This is a genomic window from Micromonospora trifolii (assembly GCF_050516465.1).
In the GTDB taxonomy this organism is placed as follows: domain Bacteria; phylum Actinomycetota; class Actinomycetes; order Mycobacteriales; family Micromonosporaceae; genus Micromonospora; species Micromonospora trifolii.
In genome coordinates, this window is record NZ_CP191526.1 from 1,821,779 (window position 1) to 1,848,211 (window position 26,433).

Below are 26,433 nucleotides of genomic sequence, written 5' to 3' on the forward strand. Positions count from 1 at the left end.
CTGTTCGCCGGCACCCTGGCCGCGCCGGCCAGCACGACGTACACCTGGAACGGCGCCTCCGACATCGAGCCGTTGGTGGTCGGCGGCCGGCCTGCAACGGAGAACTACCCCTTCATGGTGTACGTCTCCGGCTGCACCGGCACGCTGATCAAGGGCAACTGGGCGGTCACCGCCAAGCACTGTTCGACGCCGTCCTCGGTGCGCGTGGGCAGCATCAACCGTTCCAGCGGCGGGACCGTGGTGCGGGTGACCCGTGCGGTCAACCACCCGAGCGTCGACGTCAAGCTGCTGCAACTGGCCAGCTCGGTCACGTACGCGCCGGCCCCGATCCCGAGCACCTCCGGCGCGGTCGGCACCGCCACCCGGATCATCGGCTGGGGCCAGACCTGCGCCCCGCGGGGCTGTGGTTCGGCTCCGGCCGTGGCAAACGAACTCGACACGTCCATCGTGGCCGACAGCCGGTGCTCCGGCATCAACGGCCCGTACGAGATCTGCACCAACAACACCAACGGCAACTCCGGCGCCTGCTACGGCGACTCGGGTGGGCCGCAGGTGCGCCGGGTCAACGGAGTGTGGAACCTGATCGGCGCCACGAGTCGGGCCGGCAACAACAACTCCACCTGCGCCACCGGCCCGTCCATCTACGTCGACCTGCCGTCGATCCGCTCGTGGATCTCCACTCAGGTGGGTGGCCTGCCGGTCTGACCATCATCGACATCGCGGGCGGGGGCGAGCGCCAGACGCGCCCCCGCCCCGGTGTGCCGGTGTCACCCACGCGATCCCACGATGCGGTACGGTGCGTGGCATATCCGGCACATCGGAGGTGGCGTCATGCCTACCGTCGTCGTCATCGCGCTGACCCTCGCCCTCGCGCCCGCGCCGTCCCCGTCGGCCACCTCGAATCCGCTCGGTGACATCGTCGGCGGCGTCGGCCAGATCGTCGACGACCTGCTCGGCGGCGACACGCCGAGTGTCGCTCCGACGCCGAGCGTCACCCCCACCGGGGCGGCCACGCCGAGTCGCCCACCGGTCGCCGGCCAGCCCAGCCCGGTGGAACCCATCGCGATCCCCAGGCCCACCGGGTCGGCGGGCAGTGCTCCCGCACCCGCAGCCCCCGATCGCCGCACCGCTGGGGAGGGCACCGGCACCCGCGAGGCCACCGTGCCCTGGCGCGACGGCGACACCCCCGCACCGACCGCCCCGCCGGCGCTCGCCAACCCCACCCGGGATGCCTGGCCACCCGTGTCATACCTGCTGGTCGTGGCGGTCCTCGCGGTGCTGGGTCTGCTGCTCCTGCGCCGCCGGGCCCCGGTCCCCGCCGCCGCACCCGACCCCGGTCCCGTACCGGAATCCGGGCCGGCACCGGATCCCGGCCCGGTGCCGGAGAATGTCAGCCGATTGCCGACCAGCCTCAACGCCATCTACGAGATGGGCCGGCAGGACGAGCGACTCGAACAGGAGCGCCGCCGACGAACCTGAGGGCACGCCGTCCTCACGACGCCGAGTAGGCGCCCTCACGCCGGGGGATCTCGTCGTCGTACGCCCCGACCGGCCCGCTGTAGCGGGCCTTGCCCTTCGGGTACGGCCAGGCGTTCGCGGTGCACCCGTGCAGGCCCAGCGTCTGCTGCTGCATCACCGGCGCCGGCCGGCCCCGCCCGGGGCACCGTTCGTGGCCGTACCCGAGTTTGTGCCCCACCTCGTGGTTGACCATGTACTGCCGGTAGGTCTCCAGGGTCGCGCCGTAACCCGGCACCCCCTTGGCCCAGCGCGCCACGTTGAGCACCACCCGGCCACCGTTGCGGCAGGAGGTGTAGGCGTCCGGCACGTCCTGGCAGAGGGTGTCGCGGGTGCCGGGGGTCGCCAGGTAGATGGTGAAGTCGGTCGGTTCGCCGGCGCCGACCCGGCGCAGCCGCCACGCCCCGCCCGCCGTCCACCCGCGTGGGTCGTTCAACGTCGTGGTGATCGCCGTGGCGATGTCCTTCGCCGGCAGGCCCCGGATGTCGCGCTCCACAGCGACCCGGTAGCGCAGCAACCGGCCGGCCGTCGCGCGCCCGGGGGTTGTCTCGCCGGGCGCCACCGACCAGCGGTTACCGCCGGTGGCGGGGTAGCTGACCGGGATGACGGGCGCGGAACTTGGTCGGACCTCGGCGGCCCCGGTCGGCCGGCCGACAGGTGTCGCCGGTCCGCTGGGCAGCGGTCCGGCGGCGACCGGGTCGGTGGCGGGTTGCCCGGCGGCGGGCAGGCCGCACCCGGTGAGCAGCGCCACCACCAGCAGCGACGCCATCGAGGCGGGACCCCGGCGGCGGGTAACCTTCGTCGACATGTCTCTCCCCTCGCGCGTCGCTCGGCGGCGGCGCGGAGGAGAAGACGGGTGACCGTGGCGAAAAGTTGATGTGACCCAGGGCTCAACCTTTTGCCGGCCTCGCCCGTCTCTAGCTCTGTGGCACGGGGAGGGTTCGCGGTGGCGCGGGGTGACGCGGAATTCGTCGAGTTCGCGCGGGCGGCGTCCGCGCGACTGGTGCACGCCGCGTTCCTGATGACCGGTGACCACCACCAGGCCGAGGATGCCGCGCAGACCGCCCTGGTGCGCACCTACGCGTCGTGGTCGCGGATCCACGACGACGACGCCTACGGGTACGCCCGCCGCACGCTGGTCAACCACCTGGTCGACGGGTGGCGACGGCCGATGCGGGAGTACCCGACCGATGAGGTGCCGGAGCAGCGGCGCGGCGATGTGGCCGACGACGTGGCCACCCGGCGCTGGTTGATCACCATCCTCGGTGCGCTCAGCCCCCGGGAGCGCGCCATCGTCGTCCTGCGCTATTACTTCGACCTGCCGGAGGCGCAGGTGGCCCGGGAACTCTCCGTATCCGTCGGCACGGTCAAGAGCACCAGCTCGCGAGCTCTGGAGAAGTTGCGCACCGCCGCGCCCCGCACGTCCGATGAGGAGGCGCGCCGATGAGCGAGCTGGAACGGCTCCGCCACGCCATGCGGGCGACCGAGCGCCCCGACGCCGTGCTCGACCTGGACACCGTGATGCGCGAGGGACGTCGGTTGCGGACCCGTCGACGCGTCGCCGGAGCCGGGGCGGCGACGCTCGCGACCGGCCTGGCCGCCGTGGTCGTCGTGGTGGCGGTCGGCGCGTCCGGGCCGGGTGATCCGGCGCCGACCGAGCACCCACCGTCGGTCGCCGTCGCTCCGCCGTCGGTCGGTGTCTCGCCGTGGGAGGAGAAGTCGCCGGGCTCCACGCCACCGCCGACGGTGGGCCGCGATGAGCCGCCACCGAAGCCGCTGGGCCAGTTCGTGGACAGCGGGGTGCGGCACGGCACCGACCGGCGGATCTACTACTTCGTCCGGGTGTCCGTGCCCGGTGAGCCCAAGGTGTCCATCGGACTGGCCGCCGGTCGCCAGGCTCCGGACGGCTCGGTGACCACGGACATCCTGGTCAACGACGTCGACGGCAGCGATCGCAGCGCCGGGTTCCACCAGATCGGCTACGACGAGGGCTCTGCCGCTCCGGTGCCCACCTTCGGCTACTTCGTCGGCCCCGCCAAGCGGATCATCGGCACTGTCGACGGTCGGCAGGTCGACGCCCGAGTGGCGCGATGGACTGTCGACAAGCAGGTGCTGATCTTCTGGTTCGACCCGGCGCAGCTCACCCCGGGGGAGCGGTTGGACGGCATCATCGCCCACGACAGCGGCGGCCGCCGACTCTGACGCACCTCCGGCGCTCAGGCCAGTCGACGCTCGATGGTCACCGTCGTGCCCTCGGCGGTGGAGACCAGCCGTACGTCGCCGTAGGCGTTCATCAGCAGCGCGCCGCGTCCCCGGTCCATCGCCGGCCGGCGGTCCCGCCAGGTGCCGAAGTCCCGTACCGAGATCCGGCTCAGCCCGCCACCCACCTGCACGCGCACCCGTACCTCCGGACGGCTGGGCCGCTGCGCGTGCTCGACGGCGTTGTTCATGGCCTCCGAGGCGGCGAGTAGGAGATCTTCCAGCACGTCCGGGTCGACGTCCAGGTCGTCCAGCGCGCCCCGGACGTCCCGACGCATCGCGGCGGCGGAGGTGGGTGCGGACGGGTACGTCCACCCGACGTCCAGGACGTCGCCCAGCCCATCCGGGTCGGCCGGCGCCTGCCCGACCACGGACGCGTCGCGGACAGGTTCGGCCGCCGGGGCCGGTGTGCCGGGGTCGACCGGGGTGGGTCGAGCCGGAGGAGTCGGGGCAGCGATCGTCGCCGGGTCGCCCGCGACGGCCGCGGCCGGGGTACGGTCGCGGGCTCGGCGGATGCTGGCCCGGATCCGGGCGATCAACTCGGCAGCGGCGAACGGTTTGACCAGGTAGTCGTCGGCGCCCAGGCTCAGGCCCTCCACGCTGGCCTCCCCACCGGCGCGGGCGGAGAGCACCAACACCGGCAGCGTCCGGGTCGCCGGGTCGGCGCGTAGCCGGCGCACCAGGTCGAAGCCGTCCAGCACCGGCATCATCACGTCGGTCAGGACCAGGTCGGGCAGGTCGCGGTGGATCTCGTCGAGAGCCTGCCGGCCGTCGGTGACGGCCCGCACCCGCCAGCCCTGCCCGGTGAGCAGCCGGGTGAGGTACGCCCGCATGTCGGCGTTGTCGTCGGCGAGCAGGATCCGGGCACCGGCCAGCTCGTCCGTGGCCGGTCCGGACGCGGGATCGGGCTCGGTCAGCGCGTCGTCCGGTTCGGTGAGCCAGCCCATCGCCTCCTCGACGGCGGCGCGGGCCGCGTCACCCCGCCCGTCCACCGCCGGCCCGGTGACCGCGGTGCGGTGCGCCGCCGACCAGGGCAGCGTCACGGTGAACCTGCTGCCGGCGCCCACCTGGCTCGTTACTCGCACGTCGCCGCCCTCCAGCCGGGCCAACTCGTGCACCAGGGCCAGGCCGATGCCGGTGCCCTCGTGACTGCGCGAGCGGGCGCCCCGCACCCGGTGGAAGCGTTCGAAGAGTTTCGGCAGGTCCCGTTCCGCGATGCCGATGCCGGTGTCCGCGACGGTGAGGCGCACCTCCTCGTCGTCGGCGTCGAGAGTGACCCGGATGCGGCCGATGAACGTGTACTTCAGCGCGTTGGAGAGCAGGTTCGTGACAATGCGTTCCCAGTTGACCGGGTCGACCGCGACCGGCCGGGGCAGCGGTGGGCAGCTCACCTCGAGGGTCAGCCCGGCCCGCTCGACGGCGGCCCGGAACACCCCGGCGAGCTCGGCGGTCAGCGCGGCCAGGTCCACCACCCGGGCGTCGCTGCGCGCCCGCCCGGCCTCCAGGCTGGAAAAGGTGAGCAGGCTGTTGACCAGCGTCAACAGTCGGGTGGCATTACGCCAGCCGGTCTCCACCCGTTCCCGCTGCACCGCCGCCAGTGGCGCGGTGGCGTCGGTGAGGGCGTCGGTCAGCGGACCGAGGATGAGAGTCAACGGGGTACGGAACTCGTGGCTGACGTTGGCGAAGAAGTCGGTCTTGACCCGGTCCAGTTCCGCCATCGCCTCGACCCGGCGCCGCTCCTCCTCGTACTCCTGGGCGTTGCGCACAGCCACGGAGATCTGCTGGGCGAGCAGCTGATGGAAGGAGCGATACGCCTCGTCGAGCCCTCGGCTGGGGCTGACCCCGGCGAGCAGGACGCCGAGCGGCTGATCCTCGTCGGCGGAGGGCAGCGGCAACGCCAGCGCGGTGCGGACCGGGTCGTTCCACGGGCCGGCGGGCAGCGGCAGCCGGTCGGCGACGTCGGTCACCGGTGTCGCCCGGCCCTCGGCGGCGTCTGCCAGCCCCCAGGCGTACGCGGGCGGGCCCGGGTCAGTCAGCTCGACGGCGTCCGGCAGGGCCCCGGCGTGCCCCCGGTCGCCGCCGGTGCAGGCGACCCGGCGCAGCGCCGTGCCGTCGCGCAGGTAGATGGCGGCGAACGGCACGTCCAGGGGGTGGCCGTCGATCACGTCGATCAGCCGGGTGCCGGTGGCGTCCACGTCGACGGTGCGCCCGTCGCCGAGCACGGACAGGTCGCGCAGGAGACGCAGCCGGCGTTCGCCGACCACCTGCTGGGTGACCTCGCTGCAGACGGTCAGTACGCCGACTGTGCGGCCGTCGTCGTCGCGGGCCGGGGCGTGCGAGACGCTGAAGTACGCCTCCTCGCGGTAGCCGGCCCGCTCCAGCAGCAGTTGCAGCGCGGGGACCCAGCTGGCCACCCCGGTCGCCATGGCCTCCTCGATCAGCGGGGCGAGCACGTTCCAGCCCTCGGCCAGCGTCACTCGTACGTCGTCGCCGAGCGCGGTGGGATGCTTGTCGCCGATCAGCGCGGAGTACGCGTCGTTGTAGAGCTGGGAGTAGCTCTCACCCCAGAGCAGCAGCATGGGATACCGGGAGGAGAGCACCATCCGGACGGCGGCGCGCAGGCTCTGTGGCCACCCGCCGACCGGGCCGAGCGGAGTGCCGGCCCAGTCCAGTTGTGCCATCAACCGCCCGGTGTCGCCGCCGCCGAGAAACAGGTCAGTGCTGGGTCGTGTCACGCTCGATCCGACCCCATCGCAAGCCCCCGTTCCGGGCCCGACGACCCCTACCGCGTTACCTACCCATCCTGACACCTCTACTCACCTGTGCCGACGCCGGTACCCACCGTCGAACCGGCGGCGGTTCGGGACGAACGACCGATGCTCAAGAAATAGATATCTGTAAGTGTCTCGGGTATCTCTCCAACCCCGAGGAGCCCTCATGAGAGGCAGAACGCTGAGCGCGGGAATCGCGCTTGCCGTGTTCGCCGGGATGACGGTGACGCTGGCCACCCAGCCGGCGACCGCGTCACCTTCGACCGCGACGACGGCGGTGACCCGGCCGATCGCCGCGGCCGCCGCGTTGGCCGCACCGGACATCTCCATCACCAACGTCCAGGCGCACCTGACCCAGTTCAACGCCATCGCCACCAGCAACGGTGGCAACCGACGGGCCGGCTCGGCCGGCTACACCGCCTCACTCAACTACGTCAAGACCAGGCTCCAGTCGGCCGGCTACACCGTCAGCGAGCAGTACTGCTCCAGCTGCCGGTACCCCTCGAACAACCTCATCGCCGAGTGGCCCGGCGGTCCGGCCGACCAGGTGGTCATGTTCGGCGCGCACCTGGACGGCGTCGCGGCCGGTCCGGGCATCAACGACAACGCCACCGGCTCGTCGACCCTGCTGGAGAACGCGCTGGTCCTGGCCGCGCAGAACCCGACCATGACCAAACGGGTGCGGTTCGCCTGGTGGACCGACGAGGAGCAGGGGCTCAACGGCTCCCGGTTCTACGTCAACTCGCTCAGCGCCACCCAGCGCGGCTACATCAAGGGTTACTACAACTTCGACATGGTCGGCTCGACCAACGGCGGCTACTTCATCAACCGGGTCAGCTCGACCACGGCTGCGCCGCTGAAGGCGTACTGGGACTCGTTGGGCCTGCAACCGGAGGAGAACGTCGAGGGCCAGGGCCGCTCCGACGACTACTACTTCCAGCAGGCCGGCATCCCCACCTCGGGGTACGCCGCCGGCGCCAGCGCCCGCAAGACCAGCGCCCAGGCGGCCAAGTGGGGCGGTACCGCCAACTCCGCGTACGACCCGTGCTACCACCGGTCCTGCGACACCACCGCCAACGTCAGCGCCACAGTGCTGAACCGGGCGGCCGACGGTGTCGCGTACGCGCTGTGGCAGCTCGCCGTTGGCGGCGGCACCCCGACCTGCACCGGCGGTCAGGTGGTCGGAAACGGTGGCTTCGAGAGCGGCAGCACGCCGTGGACCGCGTCCTCCGGCGTGATCACCAACGCCAGCGGCCAGCCCGCCCGGACCGGGTCGTACAAGGCGTGGCTCAACGGGTACGGCAGCACCCGCACCGAGAGCCTCTCGCAGTCGGTGACCCTGCCGGCCGGCTGCTCCACGTACACCCTGTCGTTCTGGCTGCACATCGACACCGCCGAGACCACCAGCTCCACGGCGTACGACCGGCTCACAGTGCAGGCGGGTTCGACCACGCTGGCGACGTACTCGAATCTCAACGCCGCGAGCGGCTATGTGCAGCGCAGCCTCAATGCGGCCGGGTTCGCCGGGCAGACGGTGACGCTGCGGTTCACCGGCACCGAGGACTCGTCGTTGCAGACCACCTTCGTGATCGACGACGTGACGTTGCAGGCGAGCTGACCGCGTACCCGAGAAAGGGCCGCCACCGGTTCTTCCCGGTGGCGGCCCGTTGCGTCGTGGGTCAGGGGAGCTGCGGGTAGAGCGCGGCGACGCCGCCGGCCAGCCCGGCCCGTACCTGGCGGCTGAGGTCGTCGGCGAGGATCTCGTACGCGTCGGCCTCGATGCCGTCCACGCCGATCCGGGCGATCGCCGCCGGGTCGGACTTCGGGCCGGTGATGTCCGCGGCCATGTCGGTGTCCAGGTAGCCGACGTGCAGGCCGGCGACCCGGACGCCCCGGTCGGCCAGTTGGACGCGCAGCACGTTGGTCATCGCCCACTCGGCGGACTTGGCGGCGCTGTAGGCCGCGTGGGTCGGGGAGCCGAACCAGGACAGCACGGAGAGCACGTTGAGGATCGTTCCGCCGCCGTTGCCGGCGATGACCGGCGCGAACGCCCGGATCGTCGACAGGGTGCCGATGTAGTGGGTCTCCAACTCCAGCCGGACGAGGTCCAGGTCGCCGTCGAGGAGGTCGGTCCGGGTGTCGATGCCCGCGTTGTTGATCAGCAGGTTCACGCCGCCGGCCAGCTCGGCGGCGGCGGCCACCGAGGCGGGGTCGGTGATGTCGAGGCGGACCGGCGTCACGCCGGGTAGGTCGACGCTGTCGGGGTTGCGGGCGCCGGCGTAGACGGTGGCGCCCCGGGCGAGGAGCTCGGCGGCCAGGTGCCGGCCGAGGCCACGGTTGGCGCCGGTGACGAGGGCGGTGCTTCCAGCGATCTTCATGGCCGTCACGCTATCCGACCTGACTTCTGTTAGGCAAAGTCAGCTATGTCACGGGGGCGGCCGGCCGGATCGGGAATACGACCCGGACGCGCCCACACCCCGACCGGTGACGACTCGTATCCTTTCCGCGAACCTTCGCACGAGCCGAGATGGGAGACGGTGTGAGCAACCAGGCCGAAACGTTGGAATTCCAGGCCGAGGCGCGTCAGCTCCTCCAGTTGGTGGTCCACTCGATCTATTCGAACAAGGACGTCTTCCTGCGGGAACTCATCTCGAACGCGTCCGACGCACTGGACAAGCTTCGGCTGGCCACCCTCGTCGACAAGGACCTCGTCGCCGACACCGACGACCTGCACGTCGCCTTGGAGATCGACCGCGACGCCCGCACCCTCACCGTGCGCGACAACGGCATCGGGATGACCCGCGACGAGGTCGTCCAGCTGATCGGCACGATTGCCAAGTCGGGCACCGCCGAGCTGCTGCGCCAACTGCGCGAGTCCGCCGACGCCCACGCCAAGCAGGACCTCATCGGCCAGTTCGGCGTCGGCTTCTACGCCGCGTTCATGGTCGCCGACCGGGTCACCCTGCTGACCCGCAAGGCCGGCGAGACCGGCGGCACCCGCTGGGAGTCCACCGGCGAGGGGACGTACTCGATCGAGGCGGTCGACGAGGCGCCGCAGGGCACCACTGTGACGCTGCACCTCAAGCCGGCCGACACCGAGGACAACCTGCACGACTACACCGCCGAGTGGACCGTCCGCGAGATCGTCAAGCGCTACTCCGACTTCATCGCCTGGCCGATCCGGATGAGCGTCGAGCGCCCCGGCGCCGACGGTGAGGCCGCCACCCACGAGGTGCAGACCCTCAACTCGATGAAGGCGCTCTGGGCGCGGCCCCGCGACGAGGTCGACGCCGCCGAGTACAACGAGTTCTACAAGCACGTCAGCCACGACTGGGCCGACCCGCTCGAGGTCGTGCACATGAAGGGCGAGGGCACCTTCGAGTACGAGGCGCTGCTCTTCCTGCCCAGCCACGCCCCACTGGACCTGTTCTCCCCGCAGGGCCGCCGTGGCGTCCAGCTCTACGTCAAGCGCGTCTTCATCATGGACGACTGCGAGGCGCTGGTCCCGACCTACCTGCGCTTCGTCAAGGGCGTGGTCGACGCGCACGACCTGTCGCTGAACATCTCCCGGGAGATCCTCCAGCAGGACCGGCAGATCCAGATCGTCCGCCGCCGCCTGGTCAAGAAGGTCCTCGCCGCGGTCAAGGACCTCAAGGTCAACCACGCCGAGCGCTACCGCACCTTCTGGACCGAGTTCGGCGCGGTCGTCAAGGAAGGGCTGATCGACGACACCGACAACCGGGACACCCTGCTGGACATCCTGTCGGTGGCCTCCACCAACGACCCGGCCGAGCCCACCGACCTGGCCGGCTACGTGTCGCGGATGAAGGACGGCCAGAGCGACATCTGGTACGCCACCGGCGAGTCCCGGGGCGCCATCGAGAACTCTCCGCACCTGGAGGCGTTCCGGGCCAAGGGGCACGAGGTGCTGCTGCTCACCGACCAGGTCGACGAGGTGTGGGTCGAGCGGGTCGGCACGTACGACGGCCGGCCACTGCGCTCGATCGCCAAGGGCGAGATCGACCTGGACACCGATGAGGAGAAGCAGCAGGCCGAGGCCGAGCGCGAGCAGCAGCGACAGGAGTTCGCCGGGCTGCTCGACTGGCTGGGGACCACCCTCACGGACAGCGTCCGGGAGGTCCGCCTGTCGTCGCGGCTGACCACCTCACCGGCCTGCGTCGTCGGCGACGCCCACGACCTCACCCCGACCCTGGAGAAGATGTACCGGGCGATGGGGCACGAGATCCCCACGACCAAGCGGATCCTGGAGATCAACCCCGGTCACCCGCTGGTGTCCGGGCTGCGCAAGGCCCACGAGCAGGGCAGCGACCCCGCCGCCCTGACCGAGACCGCCGAGCTGCTCTATGGCCTGGCGGTGCTCGCCGAGGGCGGTGAGCTGACCGACCCGGCCCGCTTCACCCGGACGCTCGCCGACCGGCTGGCGCGCACCCTGTAGGCGTACCCCTTCGGCTGCGGGGTTCCCGGATCACCGGGAAGCCCGCAGCCGGCGGGCCGCTACCAGCGGTTCCAGTGGGCGAACGCGTCCGCGTCGGCCCGCGGACCGGGCTTGAAGTCGGTGCCCAGGGTGTACGCCACCGGGGTGAGGGCGACCTGCACAACCGTGTCGTAGGGGATGCCGAGCAGTTCGGCCATCTCCCGCTCGCAACTGAGATGGCTGGTGGTCCAGGCGGTGCCGAGCCCGCGTTCCCGGGCGGCCAGCATGAAGCTCCAGAACGCCGGGATGACCGAACCCCAGGCCCCTGCCTGCCCGCGCACGCTGTCCAGTTCGGCGCGTGACTCGACGCGTAGACAGGGGATGAGCAACAGCGGAACCTCGTGCAGGTGGTCCGCCAGGTGCGCCAGACTGCCGGCGATCCGACCCCACTGCTCGGAAGCGAAGTCCATCCGGCTGAAGGCCGGCCCAGTGCCGCCCGACGCCGGTGGCGGCGCCATCAGGCCGAGCCGCCACAGTCGGGCGACGGCCGCCCGGGTCTCGCGGTCCTCGACGAAAATGAAGTCCCAGCGCTGCCTGTTGCGGCCACTGGGTGCCTGAAGCGCGATGCGCAGGCAGTCCTCGATCACGTCGCGGGGGACCGGGCGTCCGAGGTCGAGACGTTTGCGGACGGCGCGGGTCGTGCTCAGGACCTCGTCGGCGGACAGGCCCAGCGTGCTCGGCGGGTTCTTTCCGGCCGACGCGGCGTCGGTCATGCGGGCACCTCCACTCGCTCCGGCAGGTCGAGGTTGGCGATGATCGAGGAAAGGACGCCCGGAAACCGGTCGTTGATCTCGTCGGCCCGCAACTCGTGGCGACGGAAACTGCCGTTCGGCGTGACACGGAGGACGCCGGCGGCCCGCAGGACCTTCAGGTGATGCGAGAGCGTGGAAATGCTGACCTCGGACAAGGCGTCGAACTGGCCGCAGACGACACCGCCGGCCTGCGCCAACTGCCGTACGACGCTGAGGCGCACCGGGTCGGCCAGGGCGCCGAGCAGGGTGGCCAGGTCGACCGAGGTGAGATCGGGATGATGCAGGGCTCTCATGGAGGCCATGCTAGCTTTCATTTCGTGATTTCGAAAATTATCCAAATGATGAGCGGAGCATGGTCATGCCTGTCGACACTGTGATCTTCAGCGGGGAGGGCCCGCATGCCGACCCCTGGCACCCGCTGGCCGAAACCAGTGCCACGCTGGCCCGGCTGATCGGCGACGAGGGTTCGGTCGCGGTCGTGACAGCCGTCGACCAGCTCGAGGCCGCGCTCGACGGCGCGCGCCTGCTGGTGGTGAACGCGAGCGCGGACCGCACAACCCCGATCCCCGAGGACGAGACCTTCGGTCGCGTCCTCGACGACTTCCTGGCCCGTGGCGGCAGCCTGCTCGCCGTGCACAGTGCCACCATCGCGTTCCCCCAGCTGACAAGCTGGCGTTCCGCGGTCGGCGCCGCCTGGGCCCACGGCCGGACCTTCCACCCGCCGATCGGCCCGAGTCTCGTCCAGCGCAGCGGTGTGGAACACCCGATCAGCGCCGGGCTCGGGGACTTCGGGGTTCACGACGAGCGCTACACCGAGCTGGAGCTGGTCGACGGCGTCGACATCGAGCCCCTCTACGTCCACGACGAGGGCGGCGACGCCCACCCGCTGGTCTGGGCGCGCACCGTCGGGAGAAGCCGAATCGTCTACAACGCACTCGGCCACGACGTCCGGTCGTACGAGTCGCCGGGGCATCAGGAGCTGCTGCGCCGCATCGTGGCCTGGCTCCGCCACGACAGCTGAACGCTCGACCGGACAACCGGCCGAGCGTTCGCCTGTGCGGTGCGGATCAGTTCAGTTGTGGGTGGACCGTCACGCCGCGGAGGCGGCCTTCGACCCTCGGTGCGACGCCACCGGGCCGGCGTTCCAGCCCCAGCGGGGGGCCGGTACCGCCGCGTCGCGCCGCCCGTCCGTGTCGACGTCGTCGCTGTCGGTTCCGTCGACGGTCAGCTCGACCGAGGCGGGTGTGCTGCGGGCCAGTCGCAGTGAGTGCTCGGCGCCGGTGCGAGCCGCGCACGGCCAGGACTGCCCGGCGCACTGGAGGTTGCGGCACTGACCCTGGTCGTCCGGCTCGTGTGCGCTCAGCACGTCGATCGCCAACTGCCACAGCAGCGGGTCCGTCACGTCGTGCGGGCGCTCGGCGGTGCGACTCGGTCGGTTGCTGGTGTCGTCGGACATGGTGGGCCCCCCTCGTCAGGCTGTACCCCACAAGGGTCACCCGTCAGCCGCCAGCTAAACCGCCGACCTGCTGTGATGTGTCTCTGATCGCAGCTCGGCCGCGGACGCCGCACGCTTATCGGTCAGTCCGGCAGAAGCGGCATCTCCACGCCCGGCTCCCGGCCGAGCAACACCGCCCGAGTGAGCGCCGCTGATCCGAACCGGTCGCGGACCGCGTCGACCGCAGCGTCCAGATCGGAACCGGGGTCCGGCTGGAATGGCAGCTCAGGCTGGACCGGGTTGTCGTCGAGGTTGCCCACGGAGACACCGATCAGCGTGACGCCACGGCGATCGATCTCGGGCAGCGCGGCGCGTAGCAGCGCACGCGCGGCGGCGAGCAGTGGTGTCGTGTCCGCCGTCGCCTTGCCCACCGTGTGCGAGCGGGTCGCCCGGGTGTAGTCGCCGAAGCGCAGCCGCAACACCACTGTGCGGCCGGACCGCCCGGCCGTCCGCATCCGCCGGCTGACCCGGTCGACCAGGCCGGCGAGGATGGCGTCCAGCTCCGTCGAGGCGTGCGGGGTACGACTCAGCGCGTGCTGCGCGCCCATCGACCCGCGCCGCCGCCCCACCTGCACCGCCCGGGGATCGTGATTGTGCGCCAACGCGTGCAGGTGTCGGCCGGCGCCCGCACCGAGCAGTGACACCAGCGCCGCCTCACCGAGGCGGGCCACCTCCCCGACGGTACGGATCCGGCGTTCGCGCAGCTTGGCGGCCGTGACGGGGCCGACGCCCCAGAGCCGTTCCACCGGCAGTGGGTGCAGGAACGCCAGCTCGGCGTCCGGTTCGACCACCAGCAGGCCGTCCGGTTTCGCCACCCCGCTGGCCACCTTGGCCAGGAACTTCGTGCGGGCCACGCCCACCGTGATCGGCAGGTGGACCCGGTCGCTGACCTCCCGGCGCAGTCGTTCGGCGATCTCGGCCGGTGGCCCGACCAGCCGCCGCAGACCACCCACGTCGAGGAACGCCTCGTCGATGGAGAGCCCCTCGACCAGCGGTGTGGTCTGCCGGAAGATCTCGAAGACCGCGCGGCTCGCCGCCGTGTACGCCGACATCCGCGGCGGCACGACGATCGCGTCCGGGCAGAGTCTTCGCGCCTGCTGGCCGCCCATCGCGCTGCGGACGCCCCGCGCCTTCGCCTCGTAGCTGGCCGCGAGCACCACGCCGCCACCGACGATCACCGGCCGCCCACGCAGGCGCGGGTCGTCGCGCTGCTCGACCGACGCGTAGAACGCGTCCAGGTCGGCGTGCAGGATGCTGGCGCCGGGCGACACGTACACATGTTCGCATGACGCCCGGCCAGTGCGGCAGTGAGCTGGGCGAACGCCCGGTCAGTCGAGGCAGAACTCATTGCCCTCGGGGTCGGCCATGATGAGATGACCGGCGCCCAACGGGGGACTGGGCTCGTGCCGACTGAGCCGCTTGGCACCCTGTGCGACGAGCCGTTCGGCCTCCGCCTCCAGGGCCGCCATCCGCTCGTCACCCTCCAGGCCGGGGGCCGCGCGTACGTCGAGGTGGACGCGGTTCTTCACCTGCTTGTGCTCCGGCACCCGCTGAAAGAACAGCCGTGGTCGCGAGCCCTCGGGGTCGACCACCGCCGACGCGTCGTTGCGGTTCTCCGGAGGCACGCCCATCGCCTCCAGCGCCTGGTCCCAGGACTTGAAGTCGCCGGGTGGGGCCTGCACCTCGTAACCGAGCGCCTCGGCCCAGAACGTGGCCAACCCCGCCGGGTCGGCGCAGTCGAACGTGATCTGGACGTCGCGGGTCACGGCGGATCCCTGCTTCCTGTTCTGGTCGGTCATGATCCCAGCCTCTCGCTGATAGCGGACAGGGTTGGTCCGCTATCCGTGCAACGATCGACGGGTGACCGTCGAGGCGACGACCGAGCGGGTGCTGCGCCTGCTGGCGCTGCTGCAACGACGACCGTCCTGGACGGCCGCCGAACTCGCTGCCGAGCTGGGGGTCACCGGGCGTTGCGTGCGCCGCGACGTGCAGCGTCTGCGGACGCTCGGCTACCCCGTGCACGCGGTGTCGGGCGTCGGCGGCGGCTACCAACTCGGTGCGGGCACCCGGCTGCCGCCGTTGCTCCTCGACGACGAGGAGGCGATCGCCACGGCGGTGTCTCTGCGGCTCGCCTCCGGGGGCACGGTCGCCGGGGCGAGCGAGGCCGCGCTGCGGGCACTCGCGAAGCTCGACCAGGTGATGCCGTCGCGGCTACGCGCCGAGGTACGGGCGGTGCACGGCTCCACCGACACCCTCATCGGCCCGGTCGCCGAGATCGACGCGGAGCTGCTGGTGACACTCGCCCGGGCCTGTCGGGACGGGGTACGCGTTCGATTCCACTATCCCGGGCGGAGCGCTGGTGAGCAGGAACGGACGGTCGAGCCGGTCCGGATGGTCACGACCGGCCGCCGCTGGTATCTGATGGCCTGGGACGTCGACCGCGCCGACTGGCGGACGTTCCGGCTGGACCGGATGCGGGCTGCGGTGGCGACGACCTGGCGTTTCCCGGCGCGCGAGCACCCGGACCCGGTCGCCTTCGTGCAGCGGGCCGTGACCGGTGCGCCGTACCGGTACCTCGCCCGGGTGCGGGTGCACGCCCAACCGCAGCGGTTGCGGGAGGTGGTCCCGCCCCAGGTGGGGCGGGTCGAGGACGACCGCGACGGGTGGTCCGTGCTGGTCGTCGGCGGCGACAACCTGGACTGGCTCGCCGCTCACCTCGCCCGCCTGGATCACGAGATGGAGGTGCTGGAGCCTCCCGAGCTGCGCGAGGCCGCAGGCCGGCTCGCCCGTCGCCTGGCAGTGCTGGCCGGTGCGCCGTCGGAGCCCGGCACGCGGTGACGCAGCGTGTAGTGGCGCAGCGACACCGGGCTGCCGTCGGGAGCGGTCCATGGTGCCGTGCTGGTGCCGACACACCGCCATCCTGTGCGCTCGTACAGCGCAGCGGCCGCGGTGCCACCGCCGGCCAACTCCAGCACCAGGTCCGTTGCGCGTTTGTCCGCCCACTGGCGGGCCCGGTTCAGCAGCGCGCTGCCCAGCGCCAACCCACGCGCTTTCGGCACCACGAAGAGGCGAGCCACCTCGGCCGTCGGCCGGCCGGGCGGCCCGTCCACCTGATCGGGAATCCGATGCACCGCGACGTGTCCGACAATGGCCGCGTCGGCGTCGACAGCGACCCAGGCTCGCGCCGGGTGCGGCTCGCGCAGCCAGCGGTGCGGGTCGGCGGGCCAGCTCAGCGGGTACCCGTCGACCCGGTGAACCTCGGCGAGCGCCGCGACGCAGCCGTCCAGGTCGGTGGCGCGCCGCCGACGGATAGCGGGTCCGTTCACAGGTCGTCGAACGGGCTGGCGTAGCGGAACTCGCCCCGGATCGACTCGCGCCACGCGTGCAACGGTCGCGCCATGAAGTACTGCGGCCCCCATGGCTGCGGTGGGGTGACGCCCAGCTCGACGGCGGGTCGGAACCCGAAGCGCGGGTAGTAGTCGGGGTGCCCGAGCAGCACCACCAGCGGTTCGTCCCGCGCGTCGGCCGCGCCGAGCACCGCGTGCATCAACGCGCTGCCGACCCCGCGGCGCTGCCAGTCGGGCAACACGCCCAGCGGCCCCAGCCCGAGCGCCACCGCCGCACCGCCCACCCGGCCGCGGGTGGCCACCACGTGCCCGACCACCTGGCCGTCCGAGTCGGTCGCCACCAGGGAGTACGCGGGCAGCCAGCCCTCGTCGACGCGCAGCGCGTCGACAAGGGTCGCCTCGACCGGTACGCCCTCACCGCCGTCGGCCTTCGCGAAGGCGGCGGAGTGCACCGCCCGAATGGCGTCGACGTCCGCGGGTGTCTCGCGTCTGATCAGCACCGCGCCACCATACGGGTGCCCTCGGCAGCGGCTCCACGTGTTATCCCGTCGAATGCCGACGACGCGGCGTCCTCGGCCCGTCCACCCGAGGGTCTGCGCGGCGGTGATCGTCTGGACGAGTCATAGTTATGACTCACAGGTATATCGTTTATCAGCGAATATGGCTCCCGGTCTGAGACCAGCGGGTCCGAGCCGAGGCCGGGCCAGGTCGGGCGTGATCTCAGCCGACGGCGGTGGCGGAGGGCGGGGCGCTGCCTCCCTGGGGCGCTTCCGGGACCATCAGCCGGATGATCTCCGCCTGGTCGGCGGGCGAGGGCAGCCCCCATCCCGGTCGGTATCCGTACACCTGGTGCAGTGGGGTGGAGCCGGTGCGACCGTCCAGGATCTCCACGGCGTCGGTGCCGATCAGGCCGGGGTGTTCGACGCCGCAGGCCTCGGCGACCTTGGTCAGGTCCCGGCGCAGCGTCCGCAGGTAGTTGGCCGCCCGGACCGACTTCAACGTCGGGTCCAGGCCCCGGGCGAGCCAGGCGTTCTGGGTGGCGACGCCGGTGGGGCAGGTGTCGGTGTGGCACTTCTGCGCCTGGATGCAGCCGATCGCCAGCATCGCCTCCCGACCGACGTTGACGAGGTCGCAGCCGAGCGCGAACGCCACGATGGCGTTGTCCGGCAGGCCGAGCTTGCCGCCGCCGACGAAGACCACCTGCTCGTGCAGGTCGTGCTCGGCGAAGATCTTGTACACCCGGGAGAAGCCCTGCTGGAACGGGAGCGACACGGAGTCGGTGAAGATCAGTGGCGCGGCGCCGGTGCCGCCCTCGCCGCCGTCGATCGTCACGAAGTCCACGCCCCGGCCGGTGTCCCGCATCAGGGTGGCCAGCTCCTGCCAGAAGCCCAGGTCACCGACAGCCGACTTGATGCCGACCGGCAGACCCGTCTCGGCGGCCAGCAACTCCACCCAGTCGAGCAGGCTGTCGCAGTCGGAGAACTCGGCGTGCCGGGACGGGCTGACGCAGTCCTGACCGGCCGGGATGCCCCGGGTGGCGGCGATCTCGGCGGACACCTTCGCGCCGGGCAGCAACCCACCGAGGCTCGGCTTGGCACCCTGGCTCAGCTTGATCTCCAGCGCCCGCACCGGTGCGCCGGCGACCAGGTCTTTCAGCCGGTCAAGGCTGAACCGACCCTGATCGTCGCGGCAGCCGAAGTACGCGGTGCCGAGTTGGAAGACCAGTTCACCACCGTTGCGGTGGTACGGCGACAGGCCGCCCTCGCCGGTGTTCTGTAGGCAGCCGGCGAGGGCCGCCCCCTTGTTGAGCGCGGTGATGGCGTTGCCGGAGAGCGAGCCGAAGCTCATCCCGGAGATGTTGACGACCGACTCCGGTCGGAACGCCCGGGCGCGTCCCCGTGCCGCGCCAAGCACCTTCGCGCTGGGCAACCGCACGTCGTGCCCGGCGGTCGGTGAAGACGGCGGCACGGCACGGCCGAATGTGCGGTGCTTGATGATCGGGTACCCGGGGGTGTACTCGATGTCGTTGTCCGTGCCGAAACCGAAGTAGTTGTTCTCCTGCTTGGCCGACGCGTACACCCAGCGGCGCTGGTCGCGGGTGAACGGCCGCTCCTCGTTGTTGCCGGCCACGATGTACTGCCGAAGCTCCGGCCCGATCGTCTCCAAGAGATAGCGGGCGCGGCCGAGGACCGGGAAGTTGCGCAGCAGCGCGTGGTCGCGCTGGATCAGGTCCCGCGCGGCGAGGGCCGCGACGGCGGCGGCGACAGCGGGTACGGCTCGACGGGCCCAGGTCATGCCCGGGACTCTTTCCGCCCGGGCGGCGGATCAAACCGGTGAGCCGGCTGGTGGCGGTGCGGGTGCGCCCCGCACCGCCACCACGCGCTCAGCGGTGCCGGAACGACTCGCGGACCGATCCGCCGACGACCGTGCACCACGTGCTCGTGCTGAGCTTGCCGTTGCGGGGCAGCCCGTGCAGCGCCTGAAGGTCCTGCACCGCCCTCCGGGTGGCGTGGTCGTACGCTCCGGTGACGGTGACCGCGTACCCCTTGGTGGCGAGGATTTCCTGCACGGCCGTGACCGGCGTTCCGGCGGCGTGCTGGTCCAGCTCCGGCGCCAGCGTCTCCCAGGTCGGCGTGGTGAGTGTGGCGTCCACGTCCACCGCGATGCCGTTGCGGGCCTGCCAGTCCTGCACGGCCGCGACGGTCGCGGCGTCGAACGTGCCGCTGACGGTCACGGGGTAGCCCCGGTAGGCGAGCAGGTGCTGCACCACCCGGACCGAGGGGGAGTTGACGAAACGCCACAGGTCCGGCCAGCGGCGTGCCGGCACGTCACCGAGCTTGGTGCCCAGGGCGGCGTGCACCCGTCGCCGCAGCTCGGGGAACTGCCGGTAGAAGGCCGCGCCCGGGCACTCGGTGGTGCGGAAGTCCCAGTGGCCGAAGATGTCGTGCGCGTGCAGCCCGTACTGCCGGCAGATCGCGACGCAGAGCTTGACCAGCGAGTCGGTCAACGCCTCGGGCGGCGTCTCGGTGACGTAGGTGCCCTCGTTCTCGATGCCGATGGCCCGGCCGTTCTCACCCGGGCAGTGCGCCGAGATCATCTGCCGGTCGCCGGCTTCGAGGCGCTCCAGGCTGCCCCGGCGGCCTTCCAGCACGTACCCGCCGCGACTCACCGTGAAGTGCTGGCCGGTGTCCGACCAGCCGTTGCCGTCCATGTGCAGGTCCTGGCAGTCGTGGGCCAGCTTGACCGCCTGCTCGCGGGAGTAGTCGATGACGTTCGGGAACGCCATGTGGTGCACGATGATCTTGTTGGTGGCGATGGCGCTCACCGACAGCGGGTCCTTCGGCGGGCGGGCGGCCCACTCGTCACAGCTGATGATCCAGTCCAGGTCGGTGCCCGGCGCGGCCTGCGCCGCGCCCGGGAAGGCAAGTTCGCTCCCGACGACGGCGACCGTGGCGGCGCCGAGACCGGCCCGCAGCAGCGTCCGGCGATCCACTTCGGAATGGTCGACGTGCATTGCATCTCCTCCTGCGGCCGACGGCGGGGGGATGAAAAGTAGCTCCAGTGGCCGCACGCACTCCGGAGAATATTGCCAAGACTCACCGCGCGCTAGAGGGCCGGCAGGCCAGGTGATCACTTGTGTTTCCGCGCGTCGGGTCCGGGGTAGGTCGGGGCTGACCGTTCCGGCTGCCCCTTCCTAAGGAATGACCAGATGAGTGACAACGTCAGCGACGCGGTGGGCGACGCTCTCCGCTCGGTGATGCTCTTCCTGCCCAAGGCCGTCGCCTTCCTGGCGATCCTGGTGGCCGGATGGCTGATCGCCAAGGCCGTGCTGAAGATTGTGGAGAAGGTCCTCGAGCGGGTGGGCTTCGACCGCGCCGTCGAACGCGGCGGCATCCGCCGCGCGTTGAGCCGCTCCCGGTACGACGCCAGCGACATCGTCGCGAAGCTCGTCTACTACGCGGTGCTGCTGTTCACCCTCCAGCTCGCCTTCGGCATCTGGGGGCCGAACCCGATCTCCGACCTGCTCGGCGCGGTGATCGCGTGGCTGCCCCGCGCCTTCGTCGCGATCGTCATCGTCGTGGTCGCCGCCGCCATCGCCAACGCGGTCAAGGACATCATCAGCGGCGCGCTCGGCGGCCTGTCGTACGGCCGGGTGCTGGCCACCATCGCCTCGGTGTTCATCCTCGGCCTCGGCGTCATCGCGGCCCTGAACCAGATCGGCGTTGCCACCGCGGTCACCACTCCCGTGCTGATCGCCGTGCTGGCCACCATCGGCGGCATCCTCGTCGTCGGTGTCGGCGGCGGCCTGATCCGTCCAATGCAGAGCCGTTGGGAGTCGTGGCTGACCCGCGCCGAGCAGGAGTCGCAGCTGATCGCCGAGCACGCCCAGGCGTACCGGGCCGGCCGCCGCGACGCCGAGGCGGAGCTGGCGCGCGCGTCGACCACCACCAGCGACCCGGAGGCCACCCAGGTGGTGACCCCACCGGCCGAAGCCGACGCCACCCAGGTGGTGACCCGGCCGGCCGACGCGGAAGCCACCCAGGTGGTGACCCGGCCGGCCGACACGGACGCCACCCAGGTCGTTCGCTTCCCGGTCACCTCCGACCCCACCCAGGCGGTCAATCGCAGCGCCGTCGACGACGTGACGCCGGCCCGGCCCTCCGCGACCGACGACACGACCCAGGTGGTCAGTGGCTCGGCCGGTTCGGACGTCACGCAGGCGGTGGGCGCCGGTGTCGACCCCGACACGACCCAGGTGGTCACGGGCGGCAGCGACCGCGCGGTGCCCGGGCAGCGCACCAGCGACGACAGTGAGACCACCACTGTCATTCCGCCGGTCGACCGGCGCTGACACCAGCGGTACGGCGGCGGGGCGGGATCGATCTGATCCCGCCCCGCCTCTCGCTGTCCGCCCCGCCTCGCTCACCCGGCACGGTGCGCACTGCTCGGCACGCTGAAAGCGCTGGCCGCGGCCGCGCCGGTTGTCTAGCATCGCGGGCATGACCTGGCGACATTGATCCAGCAGCGTCGGCCGATCCCGTGGGCCACCACGGGCACCGCACGTCCGGTGTCCGTCTCCACTCCCACGGGAAGGCCCCATGATCCCCATCGCTTCGCGCGTGCCCGAGCCGGCGGTCCGTCGGCTGACGGCGACCCTCTACGGGTACGCGTTCCTCAGTGACCTCGTCCTGCTCTACCCGCTGTACGTGGTGTTCTTCGCCGACACCGGGCTGTCGGTGGGGCAGATCGCGTCGCTCTTCGTCATCTGGTCCGCCGCCGGCATCCTGTTCGAGGTGCCCTCCGGCGCCTGGGCCGACGTGCTGTCCCGCCGGCTGCTGCTGTGCCTCGCCCCGCTGGTGGCCGCCGCCGGTTTCGCGCTCTGGGTGCTGCTGCCGTCGTACCCGGCGTTCGCTGTCGGTTTCCTGCTCTGGGGCGCCGGTGGCGCACTGGTCTCCGGCGCCTTGGAGGCGTTGGTCTGGACCGAGTTAAACCGGCTCGGCGCGGTCGACCGGTACGCCCGGGTGCTCGGGCGGGCGCGGACGGCGGGGGTGCTGGGCGTGGTGGTCTCCGGAGTGCTCGCCGGCCCGGTGCTCGCCGTCGGCGGGTACCCGGCGGTCGGCGCGGCCAGCGTGCTCGCCTGCCTGCTCGCCACGATCGTCGCCACCCGCTTCCCGGAACACCGCGCGCCGAGGGCCGTACGCGTTCCGGTCGCCGAGCCGGCGATGGCCGCTCGGCCGGTGGGCGCCGCACCAACCCGGCAGGACGAGCCGGACACCGTCCCGCCCGCGAGCCCGGACGACGATGGTGACCTGGGATGGTGGGACACGCTGCGGGCCGGAGTGTCGCAGGTCCGCACCCGTCCGCCGGTACGGGCCGCCGTGCTGCTGGTGGCCGTGGTCGCCGCCGACTGGGGTGCCCTGGACGAGTACACCCCGCTGCTCGCCCTGGACACCGGCGTCGGGGCGCAGGCAGTACCCCTGCTGCTCCTGCTGCTCTGGGCCGGAGTGACAGTCGGCGGGCTGCTCGCCCCGGCGGGTGAGCGGCTGGGCAGCCGAGGCTACGCCGCGTTGCTGGGGCTGGTCGGTGTCGCGCTGGCCGGCGGTGCCCTGCTGCGGCACCCGGCGGGGTTCGTGCTGCTCGCGGTGGCCTTCGGCGCCGCGCAGTTGGCGACAGTGCTGGCCGACGCGCGGCTCCAGGCCCGGATCATCGGTTCCAGCCGCGCCACCGTCACGTCCCTGGCCGGGATGGCCACCGACGTGCTGATCATCGTGACGTACGCCGGCTACGGGCTGCTCGCCACGGCGGCCGGCAACGCGGTGGCGTTCGCGTTTACCGCCGGGGCGTACCTCGTGGTGGCGCTGGTGCTGCTGACCCGCCGCCGGCGCCGGACGGCCGTGCCCGTCGGCGTGGCCGCGGCTGTGCCGGGTGGCCCGGACTGACCGGGGCCCGGCGGCGGCCTCCTCGGGCCGCCGCCGGGCCGCGCGGTCAGCCGGCCATGTGCAGGAACGACCACTGGTGGCCGTCGAGGTCCCGGAAGCCGCGCATGTACATCGGCCCGTTGGCCATCCCCGGCCCGAGCGACTCCCCGCCGGCGACCGCCGCCTGGTCGACGAGTTCGTCGACCTGCCCCCGGCTGGACGCCGACAGCCCGACGATGACCTCCCGGCTGGTCGCCGTGTCCGTCGTGGCGACCCCGGTGTACGCCTCGAAGCCCGAGCGGAGGTGCAGCACCAGCCGGGTGGTGTCGGAGATGGTGAGTACCGCGCTGTCGCCGTCCGGCACGGCCTGGTCGCTGGTGAAGCCGATCGCCCGGTAGAACTCGGTCGCGGTGGTCAGGTCACGCACCGGCAGGTTGATGAATGTCATGGTCATCGGTGGTCTCCGTCCGTTTCGAGCAGTGCCTTCAGTGCGGCGAGCCGGTCCCGCCAGTACACCTTCAGCTCCGCGGCCTGCTCGGCTGCGGTCAGCTTCTCGTGCAGGACGTTGACCCGGGCCTTTGACTCGCCGACAGCGTCGATGCCGACGACGATCCTGGTGGGGCCACCGGCCCAGTCGGCCCGGAAACTGCGCGGCGCGGTGGCGGTGCGGACACGTACCTCGACATCGGGCAGCCAGCGGGCGCGTGCCGTCTCGTCGGCGAACGCCTCGAAAAGTCGCAGCGCCGGCACGGCCACCGTCCGGCTCGCGCTGGCCTCGAAGCCGCCGCCGCGTCGTTGACCCGGCGCGCGCAGTCCGCGTGCCTGCTCGTACCCCACGGTGATGGTCTGCGCCCACCAGCCCGGCACCTCGTGTTCGGTGGCCAGGTGACGGGCGATCCGGGTGTGCGTCCACTCGGTGGCGGACGCGGCGTCGAGCAGGGCGAACCACTCGGCCCAGCCGCGGCCGGTCCGGGCGCTGATCAGGTCGTCGGCGATCCGCTCGGTCTGCGCTGCGGCGGCCGTGGCGGTCGGTTCGGTAGGTGCCGGCGGGGACGCGGCGATGGACGCCGTTGTCGGCTCGACGGTCTTGATCAGGTGCCGGCGGGCGGTGGTGTAACTCTCGCCGGTCTTTTCCATCCGGGCCCGGACCCGGGCCTTGAACGATCTCTGGGTGGTCATCACATGCTCCCGGTCAACGGCACGGTCACCGGGACTCACGCTCCCGCCGACCCCGCCGGAGTGGGGCATGTGGCACCACGTCCCGAGGGCTTCAGGCCCCCTTTGCCTCCGCGTTGCCGGCGGCGTGAGCGCCGGGAGGGAGGTGCGGCGCAGGACTACGCCGACGTCATCCTACGCCCAAACGGCCGTCAGGGTTGGTCACCGTCGAGGTAGACCCACCGGCCGTCCTCGCGGACGAACCGGCTGTGTTCGGTCAACGTGCCGGGCCGGCCCCCGTCCCGGTAGTGCGCGTGGAAGGTCACCGTGCCGGCGGTGTCGAGCAGGCCGCCCCGCTCGGTCTCCACGATCTCCAGTCGGGTCCACCGCTGCCCCGGGTCAAGCTCCAGGGAGGCGGGCCGGGTCGAGGAGTGCCAGCTGCGCAGCAGGTAACCGGAGTCGCCGAGGGCGAAGGCGCTGAACCGGGAGCGCATCAACGCCTCGGCCGTCGCCGGGGCGTCACCGCCGTGCGCCGGCGCGCAGCACTCCGCGTACGCCCGGCTGGAGCCGCACGGGCACACCCGTCCTGTCGTCGCGTTCGCCCACCGACGTCCCGCCCCCTTACCCACGTCGCCATCCTGCCGCACCCGACCTAGTCCAGCGGCACCGGCAGCGGCACCGGCCGCTTGGCCACCCGGTCGTCGCCTGACGACTGGCCGCGCAGGTGCCGGGCCAGCCAGGGCAGCAGGTGCCGGCGGGTCCAGGCCAGCTCGGCGCCGAACACCTCACCGCGGCGCCGCCGTGGTGCCGGCGGCAACGGCCGCGTCCAGGAGTCGTCGAACCCGGGCAGACCCGCCGTGTACGCCAGTGCGGCGGCGATCCGCTCGTGCCCGGCGCTGTTGGCGTGCAGACGGTCGTCGCTCCACAGCCGGGGATCGGAGGAGACCGGATGGGCGCCCAGGTCGAGAAGGGTGGCGCCGGTCCGCGCGGTGGCGGCCCGCAGCGCCTCGTTGAGCGCCAGCATGCGACCCCGGAGCGGCCGGGCCAGCGGCATCACGGGCGCCGGATCCGGCATCGTGAACGTCAGCACGGTGGCCCCCTGCTCGACCAGTGCCTGCTGCATCGCCGCGACATCCCCGGCGACCTGGTCCGCGTCGAAGGAGGGGCGCAGCACGTCGTTCATGCCGGCGACCACGGTGGCCAGGTCGGGGGCCAGGGCGAGGGCGGGCTGGAGCTGCTCGGCGCGGATCAACGCGGTGGTCCGGCCCCGGATGGCCAGGTTCGCGTATTCCAGGCCGCCCTGGGCGCGGGCCACCGCCAGGGCGAACCGGTCGGCCCAGCCCCGGTAGCCGCCCACGCCGTCCGGGTCGTCGAGCCCTTCGGTGGTGCTGTCGCCGATCGCCACGTACCGCTGCCACATCACCCGCGCGAGGTTAGCCCTCGGTGAGCTGAGGCGGACCGCCGGTCGGTTGACAACGACAGTTGACGATCGTTCCTAGACTCGCGGCATGACGCGAGCCCCTGCGGTGCCACTGGCCCCGAACGTCTGGCGTATCCCCACGGTGGGCCGTTCGGCCGTCAACTCGTACGCCTTCGTCGACGACGACGGCAGTGTGACGCTGGTCGACTGCGGGCTGGCCAAGGCACCGGCCCGGATCGTGCGCGGGCTCGCGGCGATCGGCAAGGCGCCGGCGGACGTCACCCGCATCGTGCTCACCCACGCGCACCCCGATCACGCCGGCGGCGCGGCTGAGCTGGCCCGCCGCACCGGCGCCCCGGTCGCGGCGCACGCCGCCGACGCGCCGTACGCGGAGGCGGGCCGCGCGCCGGTCAGCGACCCGACGGTGACCGGCGGGCGGTTCTTCGCCCGGGTCAACAGCGGCCGGTTTCCGGCGGTCGAGGTGGCGCAGCCGCTGGCCGACGGAGACCTGCTCGACGTCGGTGGCGGCCTGCGGGTGGTGCACACCCCCGGGCACTCGCCCGGGCATGTGTCGCTGCTGCACGAGCCGACCCGCCTGCTGATCACCGGGGACGCGTTGTTCAACGTGCTCGGCGTCCGATGGCCGATGAAGTGGCTGTGCAGCGACTTCCAGATGACCCGGGAGACCGCGCACGTGCTCGGCGAGTTGGATTACGACCTCGCGGCGTTCACCCACGGCCCGGAGCTGACCGACAGACCCCGCGACCGCATCCGGGCCTTCCTCTCCGCGTACCGCTGAGCAGCC

The 26,433-nt window shown here is 72.0% G+C and carries 27 protein-coding genes; 11 read left to right on the plus strand and 16 right to left on the minus strand.

The window, feature by feature from the left end:
- Complete coding sequence (locus ACQRWP_RS08290) at positions 1–705, plus strand: S1 family peptidase (protein ID WP_430503157.1); 705 nt, start codon at positions 1–3, stop codon at positions 703–705.
- A gap of 126 nt (positions 706–831) precedes the next feature.
- On the plus strand, positions 832–1,479 hold the full coding sequence (locus ACQRWP_RS08295; protein WP_430501551.1) for a hypothetical protein: 648 nt from the start codon (positions 832–834) through the stop codon (positions 1,477–1,479).
- Between the two features lie 13 nt (positions 1,480–1,492).
- Here the strand turns inward: ACQRWP_RS08295 and ACQRWP_RS08300 are convergent, their stop codons facing one another.
- Entirely contained in the window at positions 1,493–2,323 is an 831-nt protein-coding gene (locus ACQRWP_RS08300; protein ID WP_430501552.1) for a DUF3152 domain-containing protein, read from the minus strand.
- A 138-nt stretch (positions 2,324–2,461) separates the two neighbouring features.
- Here ACQRWP_RS08300 and ACQRWP_RS08305 point away from each other — a divergent pair, with 138 nt between their 5' ends.
- Both ACQRWP_RS08305 and ACQRWP_RS08310 read left to right on the plus strand, forming a co-directional pair.
- Complete coding sequence (locus tag ACQRWP_RS08305; RefSeq protein ID WP_430501553.1) at positions 2,462–2,962, plus strand: SigE family RNA polymerase sigma factor; 501 nt, start codon at positions 2,462–2,464, stop codon at positions 2,960–2,962.
- A complete protein-coding gene (locus tag ACQRWP_RS08310) occupies positions 2,959–3,717 on the plus strand; it encodes a hypothetical protein (protein ID WP_430501554.1) in 759 nt (252 codons plus the stop codon). The genes ACQRWP_RS08305 and ACQRWP_RS08310 overlap by 4 nt, the downstream gene beginning before the upstream one ends.
- Positions 3,718–3,731: 14 nt before the next feature.
- Here ACQRWP_RS08310 and ACQRWP_RS08315 read toward each other — a convergent pair whose 3' ends face one another.
- On the minus strand, positions 3,732–6,509 hold the full coding sequence (locus ACQRWP_RS08315) for an ATP-binding protein (RefSeq protein ID WP_430501555.1): 2,778 nt from the start codon (positions 6,507–6,509) through the stop codon (positions 3,732–3,734).
- Between the two features lie 202 nt (positions 6,510–6,711).
- Here ACQRWP_RS08315 and ACQRWP_RS08320 point away from each other — a divergent pair, with 202 nt between their 5' ends.
- Positions 6,712–8,163: a M28 family peptidase gene (locus tag ACQRWP_RS08320; RefSeq protein ID WP_430501556.1), complete on the plus strand. Its 1,452-nt coding sequence runs from the start codon at positions 6,712–6,714 to the stop codon at positions 8,161–8,163.
- A 61-nt stretch (positions 8,164–8,224) separates the two neighbouring features.
- On the opposite strand, the gene ACQRWP_RS08325 is transcribed toward ACQRWP_RS08320, so the two are convergent.
- The gene (locus ACQRWP_RS08325; RefSeq protein WP_430501557.1) at positions 8,225–8,923 is read right to left on the minus strand and encodes an SDR family oxidoreductase; all 699 of its coding nucleotides are present in this window, start codon (positions 8,921–8,923) and stop codon (positions 8,225–8,227) included.
- A gap of 149 nt (positions 8,924–9,072) precedes the next feature.
- On the opposite strand from ACQRWP_RS08325, the gene htpG reads away from it, so the two are divergent.
- Complete coding sequence (htpG, locus tag ACQRWP_RS08330; protein ID WP_430501558.1) at positions 9,073–11,001, plus strand: molecular chaperone HtpG; 1,929 nt, start codon at positions 9,073–9,075, stop codon at positions 10,999–11,001.
- A gap of 59 nt (positions 11,002–11,060) precedes the next feature.
- Here the strand turns inward: htpG and ACQRWP_RS08335 are convergent, their stop codons facing one another.
- Together ACQRWP_RS08335 and ACQRWP_RS08340 are read right to left on the minus strand one after the other, a co-directional pair.
- Entirely contained in the window at positions 11,061–11,753 is a 693-nt protein-coding gene (locus tag ACQRWP_RS08335; protein ID WP_430501559.1) for a nitroreductase family protein, read from the minus strand.
- Complete coding sequence (locus tag ACQRWP_RS08340; protein ID WP_430501560.1) at positions 11,750–12,085, minus strand: ArsR/SmtB family transcription factor; 336 nt, start codon at positions 12,083–12,085, stop codon at positions 11,750–11,752. Before ACQRWP_RS08340 ends, ACQRWP_RS08335 begins: the two co-directional genes overlap by 4 nt.
- Before the next feature lie 65 nt (positions 12,086–12,150).
- Between ACQRWP_RS08340 and ACQRWP_RS08345 the strand changes: the two genes are divergently transcribed.
- Entirely contained in the window at positions 12,151–12,813 is a 663-nt protein-coding gene (locus ACQRWP_RS08345; protein WP_430501561.1) for a ThuA domain-containing protein, read from the plus strand.
- 69 nt (positions 12,814–12,882) lie between these two features.
- On the opposite strand, the gene ACQRWP_RS08350 is transcribed toward ACQRWP_RS08345, so the two are convergent.
- The 3 genes from ACQRWP_RS08350 to ACQRWP_RS08360 form a co-directional block, all read right to left on the minus strand.
- Positions 12,883–13,248: a hypothetical protein gene (locus ACQRWP_RS08350; RefSeq protein ID WP_430501562.1), complete on the minus strand. Its 366-nt coding sequence runs from the start codon at positions 13,246–13,248 to the stop codon at positions 12,883–12,885.
- 122 nt (positions 13,249–13,370) lie between these two features.
- On the minus strand, positions 13,371–14,558 hold the full coding sequence (gene dinB, locus ACQRWP_RS08355) for a DNA polymerase IV (protein ID WP_430501563.1): 1,188 nt from the start codon (positions 14,556–14,558) through the stop codon (positions 13,371–13,373).
- 57 nt (positions 14,559–14,615) lie between these two features.
- A complete protein-coding gene (locus ACQRWP_RS08360; RefSeq protein ID WP_430501564.1) occupies positions 14,616–15,086 on the minus strand; it encodes a VOC family protein in 471 nt (156 codons plus the stop codon).
- 61 nt (positions 15,087–15,147) lie between these two features.
- On the opposite strand from ACQRWP_RS08360, the gene ACQRWP_RS08365 reads away from it, so the two are divergent.
- Positions 15,148–16,125 (plus strand): helix-turn-helix transcriptional regulator, encoded by a 978-nt coding sequence (locus tag ACQRWP_RS08365; protein ID WP_430501565.1) that lies wholly within the window; start codon positions 15,148–15,150, stop codon positions 16,123–16,125.
- Here ACQRWP_RS08365 and ACQRWP_RS08370 read toward each other — a convergent pair.
- The 4 genes from ACQRWP_RS08370 to ACQRWP_RS08385 all read right to left on the minus strand — a co-directional run bounded on the left by ACQRWP_RS08370 (position 16,017) and on the right by ACQRWP_RS08385 (position 20,148).
- A complete protein-coding gene (locus tag ACQRWP_RS08370) occupies positions 16,017–16,613 on the minus strand; it encodes a GNAT family N-acetyltransferase (RefSeq protein ID WP_430501566.1) in 597 nt (198 codons plus the stop codon). The two genes, ACQRWP_RS08365 and ACQRWP_RS08370, sit on opposite strands and share 109 nt — an antisense overlap.
- A complete protein-coding gene (locus ACQRWP_RS08375; RefSeq protein ID WP_430501567.1) occupies positions 16,610–17,134 on the minus strand; it encodes a GNAT family N-acetyltransferase in 525 nt (174 codons plus the stop codon). Before ACQRWP_RS08375 ends, ACQRWP_RS08370 begins: the two co-directional genes overlap by 4 nt.
- Positions 17,135–17,354: 220 nt before the next feature.
- Positions 17,355–18,929 carry an FMN-binding glutamate synthase family protein gene (locus tag ACQRWP_RS08380; RefSeq protein WP_430501568.1) on the minus strand — a complete coding sequence of 525 codons (1,575 nt, stop codon included), beginning with the start codon at positions 18,927–18,929 and terminating at the stop codon, positions 17,355–17,357.
- Between the two features lie 88 nt (positions 18,930–19,017).
- On the minus strand, positions 19,018–20,148 hold the full coding sequence (locus ACQRWP_RS08385) for a peptidoglycan recognition protein family protein (RefSeq protein ID WP_430501569.1): 1,131 nt from the start codon (positions 20,146–20,148) through the stop codon (positions 19,018–19,020).
- A gap of 195 nt (positions 20,149–20,343) precedes the next feature.
- Here ACQRWP_RS08385 and ACQRWP_RS08390 point away from each other — a divergent pair, with 195 nt between their 5' ends.
- Both ACQRWP_RS08390 and ACQRWP_RS08395 read left to right on the plus strand, forming a co-directional pair.
- Positions 20,344–21,486 (plus strand): mechanosensitive ion channel family protein, encoded by a 1,143-nt coding sequence (locus tag ACQRWP_RS08390; protein WP_430501570.1) that lies wholly within the window; start codon positions 20,344–20,346, stop codon positions 21,484–21,486.
- Positions 21,487–21,733: 247 nt separating this feature from the next.
- Positions 21,734–23,074, plus strand: a complete 1,341-nt coding sequence (locus tag ACQRWP_RS08395; protein ID WP_430501571.1) for an MFS transporter — start codon at positions 21,734–21,736, stop codon at positions 23,072–23,074.
- Between the two features lie 46 nt (positions 23,075–23,120).
- Here ACQRWP_RS08395 and ACQRWP_RS08400 read toward each other — a convergent pair whose 3' ends face one another.
- The 4 genes from ACQRWP_RS08400 to ACQRWP_RS08415 form a co-directional block, all read right to left on the minus strand.
- Entirely contained in the window at positions 23,121–23,507 is a 387-nt protein-coding gene (locus tag ACQRWP_RS08400) for a VOC family protein (protein ID WP_430501572.1), read from the minus strand.
- On the minus strand, positions 23,504–24,232 hold the full coding sequence (locus ACQRWP_RS08405; protein ID WP_430501573.1) for a hypothetical protein: 729 nt from the start codon (positions 24,230–24,232) through the stop codon (positions 23,504–23,506). Before ACQRWP_RS08405 ends, ACQRWP_RS08400 begins: the two co-directional genes overlap by 4 nt.
- Before the next feature lie 188 nt (positions 24,233–24,420).
- On the minus strand, positions 24,421–24,837 hold the full coding sequence (locus ACQRWP_RS08410; RefSeq protein ID WP_430501574.1) for a YchJ family protein: 417 nt from the start codon (positions 24,835–24,837) through the stop codon (positions 24,421–24,423).
- Between the two features lie 23 nt (positions 24,838–24,860).
- A complete protein-coding gene (locus tag ACQRWP_RS08415) occupies positions 24,861–25,628 on the minus strand; it encodes an SGNH/GDSL hydrolase family protein (protein ID WP_430503158.1) in 768 nt (255 codons plus the stop codon).
- An 88-nt stretch (positions 25,629–25,716) separates the two neighbouring features.
- Here ACQRWP_RS08415 and ACQRWP_RS08420 point away from each other — a divergent pair, with 88 nt between their 5' ends.
- Entirely contained in the window at positions 25,717–26,427 is a 711-nt protein-coding gene (locus ACQRWP_RS08420; RefSeq protein ID WP_430501575.1) for an MBL fold metallo-hydrolase, read from the plus strand.
- Positions 26,428–26,433: the final 6 nt, after the last annotated feature.